Origin of the sequence: Flavobacterium sp., assembly GCF_036741995.1 — a bacterium.
GTDB lineage: Bacteria > Bacteroidota > Bacteroidia > Flavobacteriales > Flavobacteriaceae > Flavobacterium.
This window is the reverse complement of the sequence record NZ_DAINRG010000090.1, coordinates 1-3,925: the sequence shown is the minus strand read 5'-3', so window position 1 is coordinate 3,925 and position 3,925 is coordinate 1. Positions and strand designations below refer to the sequence as shown.

The 3,925-nt window shown below is 38.4% G+C and carries 7 protein-coding genes and 1 pseudogene; 4 read left to right on the top strand and 4 right to left on the bottom strand.

Annotated features, from left to right (window positions below; genetic code table 11):
• Positions 1-432, top strand: a pseudogene (locus V7D82_RS13495) (dihydrolipoyl dehydrogenase); the annotation flags it as partial.
• 54 nt (positions 433-486) lie between these two features.
• Here the strand turns inward: V7D82_RS13495 and V7D82_RS13490 are convergent.
• The 4 genes from V7D82_RS13490 to V7D82_RS13475 form a co-directional block, all read right to left on the bottom strand.
• Positions 487-906 (bottom strand): arsenate reductase ArsC, encoded by a 420-nt coding sequence (locus tag V7D82_RS13490; protein WP_333601477.1) that lies wholly within the window; start codon positions 904-906, stop codon positions 487-489.
• A 5-nt stretch (positions 907-911) separates the two neighbouring features.
• A complete protein-coding gene (locus tag V7D82_RS13485; protein WP_333601476.1) occupies positions 912-1,523 on the bottom strand; it encodes a class I SAM-dependent methyltransferase in 612 nt (203 codons plus the stop codon).
• Positions 1,524-1,655: 132 nt separating this feature from the next.
• On the bottom strand, positions 1,656-2,129 hold the full coding sequence (locus V7D82_RS13480) for a DUF6428 family protein (RefSeq protein WP_333601475.1): 474 nt from the start codon (positions 2,127-2,129) through the stop codon (positions 1,656-1,658).
• Between the two features lie 38 nt (positions 2,130-2,167).
• On the bottom strand, positions 2,168-2,491 hold the full coding sequence (locus tag V7D82_RS13475) for an ArsR/SmtB family transcription factor (RefSeq protein WP_333601474.1): 324 nt from the start codon (positions 2,489-2,491) through the stop codon (positions 2,168-2,170).
• Positions 2,492-2,631: 140 nt separating this feature from the next.
• On the opposite strand from V7D82_RS13475, the gene tpx reads away from it, so the two are divergent.
• From tpx to V7D82_RS13460, 3 genes are all read left to right on the top strand, one after another.
• Entirely contained in the window at positions 2,632-3,129 is a 498-nt protein-coding gene (tpx, locus tag V7D82_RS13470) for a thiol peroxidase (protein ID WP_333601473.1), read from the top strand.
• A 10-nt stretch (positions 3,130-3,139) separates the two neighbouring features.
• Entirely contained in the window at positions 3,140-3,514 is a 375-nt protein-coding gene (locus tag V7D82_RS13465) for a diacylglycerol kinase (RefSeq protein ID WP_333601472.1), read from the top strand.
• A 44-nt stretch (positions 3,515-3,558) separates the two neighbouring features.
• On the top strand, positions 3,559-3,925 hold a 367-nt coding region (locus tag V7D82_RS13460; protein WP_333601471.1), incomplete at its 3' end, for a DNA translocase FtsK 4TM domain-containing protein.

The window sequence follows — 3,925 nt, the reverse complement described above, 5'->3', positions numbered from 1 at the left end:
GAAGAAGAAGGAACTTTAGTAGCCGAAATTTTAGCCGGACAAAAACCACACATCGATTATAATTTAATTCCTGGTGTAGTATATACTTGGCCGGAAGTGGCTGCTGTTGGTAAAACCGAAGAGCAATTAAAAGCAGATGGCGTTGCCTACAAAGCAGGAAGTTTCCCTTTCAAAGCGTTGGGAAGAGCCCGTGCCAGTGCCGATTTAGACGGTTTCGTAAAAATACTGGCCGATGCCAAAACCGATGAAGTATTGGGAATCCACATGATTGGCGCCCGTTGTGCCGACTTAATTGCTGAAGCCGTAACCGCGATGGAATTCAGAGCCTCAGCCGAAGATATTTCCAGAATGTCGCACGCCCATCCAACTTTTGCGGAAGCCGTGAAAGAAGCAGCCTTAGCCGCTACGGATAACAGAGCATTGCACGTATAATAATTAGATTATTAGATAAACTAAAAAGCCGTTTCTGTAGAAACGGCTTTTTAGTTATAGCTGGTTAGTTTGGATAAAATCTTTACAATAGTCTTTTATTTGTTCTCGCACTTTTCGAAACTCTTCTATTACAGCCGAAGCCGTGCCATTTGCTTTTGAAGGATCCGGGAAATTGTGATGGAACCTTTGTGCCTGAGTTGGAAAAAACGGACAGCGTTCCTTGGCATTATCACAAACCGTAATCACATAATCAAACGGAATATCAAAATACTCCTCAACATTATTTGAAGTGTGCTTCGAAATATCAATACCATCTTCTTTCATAATGGCTATTGCCAAAGGATTCACTCCATGGGTTTCCACTCCGGCAGAATATACTTTTACTTTTCCGGCATCAGTAAAATGTGCCAAATAACCATGAGCCATTTGGCTTCGACAACTATTGCCGGTACACAAGACCAAAATATTTTTCATGCCAATTACTTTCGTTTAAAACCGCAGAAAAGAAAGTTCTGAATCGTATCAAAAGGGGTTTTATGATCTTCGATAAAGCATCCTTTGAGTTGGAATTTTTTTTCAAAAACCAAGCGCAGACTTTCCATAGTGTATTGTTTGACATCCAGACCGCTACATTTTTTTGGCCCTTCTTCCGAAAAAACTCCAATAAACACCCGGCCGCTATTGGACAAAGCTTTATCTACAATATCGGCATACTTTTCAATTTGTTCAGGCTCTGTCAAAAAATGAAAACAAGCTCTATCATGCCAAAAATCATACTGTACAGTAGGAACAAAATCCAAAACATCTGAAACGATAAAAGTAACTTTGGCACCTTTCTCTCCTAATCGCATTTTTACATTTTCAATAGCTTTAGACGAAACATCAAGCAAAGTCAAATTGGTATAACCCAAATCCAGAAGCGTCTCTATAAAATAGCTCTCCCCACCACCAACATCAATAATTTTAGCAGTTAATGGCAGTTCCAAAGCCGTTATAAACTCAATAGAAGTCTTAGGATAAGGCTGATACCAGCTCACCTCTTTTTCGGTCTTAGTGACAAAAACGTTATTCCAATACTCTTTTCTTTCCATAAATTTAAACTAATAACCAAAGCAAATTAATGATAGTAAACCGAATATCAAAGCCTAACGTGAGATTTAGAATCGTTATGCCGAGTGTGATGATAATTGGCTTTTTATACTTTATTATTTTTTTTGTCATCCTTAACAACAATTAGATTCAGGAGTACAGCAGGATTTTTTTTCTTGCCACTCGCCTATTTTTGTTTTGATTTTTTCAGCCGGAATCCCGCAATTGTCTTTTGCCAAACAATTGGTTTGCTTTGCTGTTAAAAGAAAGTTAGTGCCGTCAAAATCCAAACTGAATTTACCGATGGTGTCCTTCATTTGGTATTCTACTTCAATTTCTAAATCGGACAGTTGCAACACTTTTTCAGAAAGCTCGATGATGTGCACCAGTTTTTCCGGATGCAAACGGTGATTGTAATCATTGGCTTCCCAAAGCTGGAAATTAGCGACTTCTTCCTGGCGAACGGTTCCGCCACAGTCAATAAAATGTTTGCTGACTTTACCCACTTCGGTCACATGAAAATGACTGGGCACTAAATCGCCGTCAGGCAATTGAAAAGCTATAGCCGGCAACTTTTTTAATTCGGTTTTAATTGCTGAGAGTTTCATATCATCAGATGGTTAGATGGTTATACTTCTTTGATTCTTTAACAACATTTGTTTTTTAATTCTTTGGAAATGGCTGAAAAATAGTGCTCCATTTTGGTCATGACAGCAGGATTGAGACAGTAGCAAATAGCGGTACCTTCAATGCTTCCTTTGATGATGCCCGCGTTTTTTAATTCTTTTAAATGCTGTGATACTGTGGGTTGTGCCAAAGGCAATTCGTTGACAATATCACTACAAATACAAGTGTCTATTTTTAACAGGTATTCCACAATCGCTACTCTTGCCGGATGTGCTATCGCTTTAAATAATAAAGCTAATTCGTTTTGTGTTGCTGAAAAATGTTCTGTTTTGGAAGCGCCCATACTTACTTATATTTATATATTGCAATATTACGATAATATAAAGATACCATCCAAACCTTTTCGAATATTTTATTTCGCAAAATCCTAAACCCAAAATCCTAAATATTTTTACTACTTTTGAGCCTTAAAAAAACAGACAAATGGCATCTATAACATTAGGCGGAAACCCAATACACACCAACGGTGAATTACCGAAAGTAGGGACAAAAGCACCTCATTTTGAATTAATCGACAACAACTTAGGAAAAGTAACTTTGGCCGATTTTGCCGGAAGCAAAGTGGTTTTAAATATTTTTCCGAGTATAGACACCAATACTTGCGCCACTTCGGTTAGAACGTTCAATGCCGATGCCAGCAAATTGGAGAATACCAAAGTATTGTGTATTTCCCGTGATTTGCCTTTTGCCCAAAAACGTTTTTGTGGTGCCGAAGGATTAGACGATGTGATCAATCTATCTGATTTCAATACCGGAAATTTTGGCAAAGACTACGGCTTAGAAATTACCGATAGTGTATTCGCAGGTTTACATTCAAGGGTGGTGATTGTTTTAGACGAGAATGGTATGGTAAAATATACCGAGCAAGTTCCCGAAATTGCTGACGAACCTAATTATGAATCGGCCTTAGCGGCTCTGTAATTCTTTGCCTATGGAATTCCAAAAAGACAATTCTTTCTTAACCGGACGTTTAAAAAGCGTAGGCTTTGCCGTGAAAGGAGCTCTCAAACTAATCACAACCGAACACAGTGTCATGGTGCAATCGTCTGTTGGCGTATTGAGCATTATTGCCGGATTTTATTTTCACATTGATCGTTACGAATGGATGCTGCAAATCTTAGCATTCGGATTGGTACTGGGTGTAGAAAGTTTGAATACGGCGGTAGAAAAAATTGCCGACTTCATTCACCCTGAATTTCACGAGAAAATTGGCTTTATCAAAGATATTGCTGCCGGTGCGGTAATGTTTGCCGCTACCGCTGCCATTGCGGTATTATTATTAATTTATGTTCCAAAATTTCTATAATCATTCGATTAAATTTCTATTTTTATAGCGTTTATAAATAACCAATGGCCAAAACAGTAAAAAAAGAAACTCCCGATAACAAGAAAGATCCCAACTCGGACATTAAAATTCTAAAGACTAAAAAGCAATACCGAATGCTCTTTGGTTTTTTGTTGGTTTTACTATCAATTGCTTTTCTGGTTTCTTTTATTTCCTTCTTTGTTTCCGGCCAGGGCGTTGCCTCAGGTCAGGCTGATCAAAGTGCCGTGGATGCCTTTACCAACCGAAATGAAGTAGTGGAAAACTGGCTGGGTAAATTTGGGGCTTATATAGCCGATTTGTTTATCTACCGTGGTTTTGGTGTCGCTTCTTTCCTTTTTGTCAAATTACTATTCCTTAGCGGCGCTTTCTTAGTTTTGGATTTACCGATAA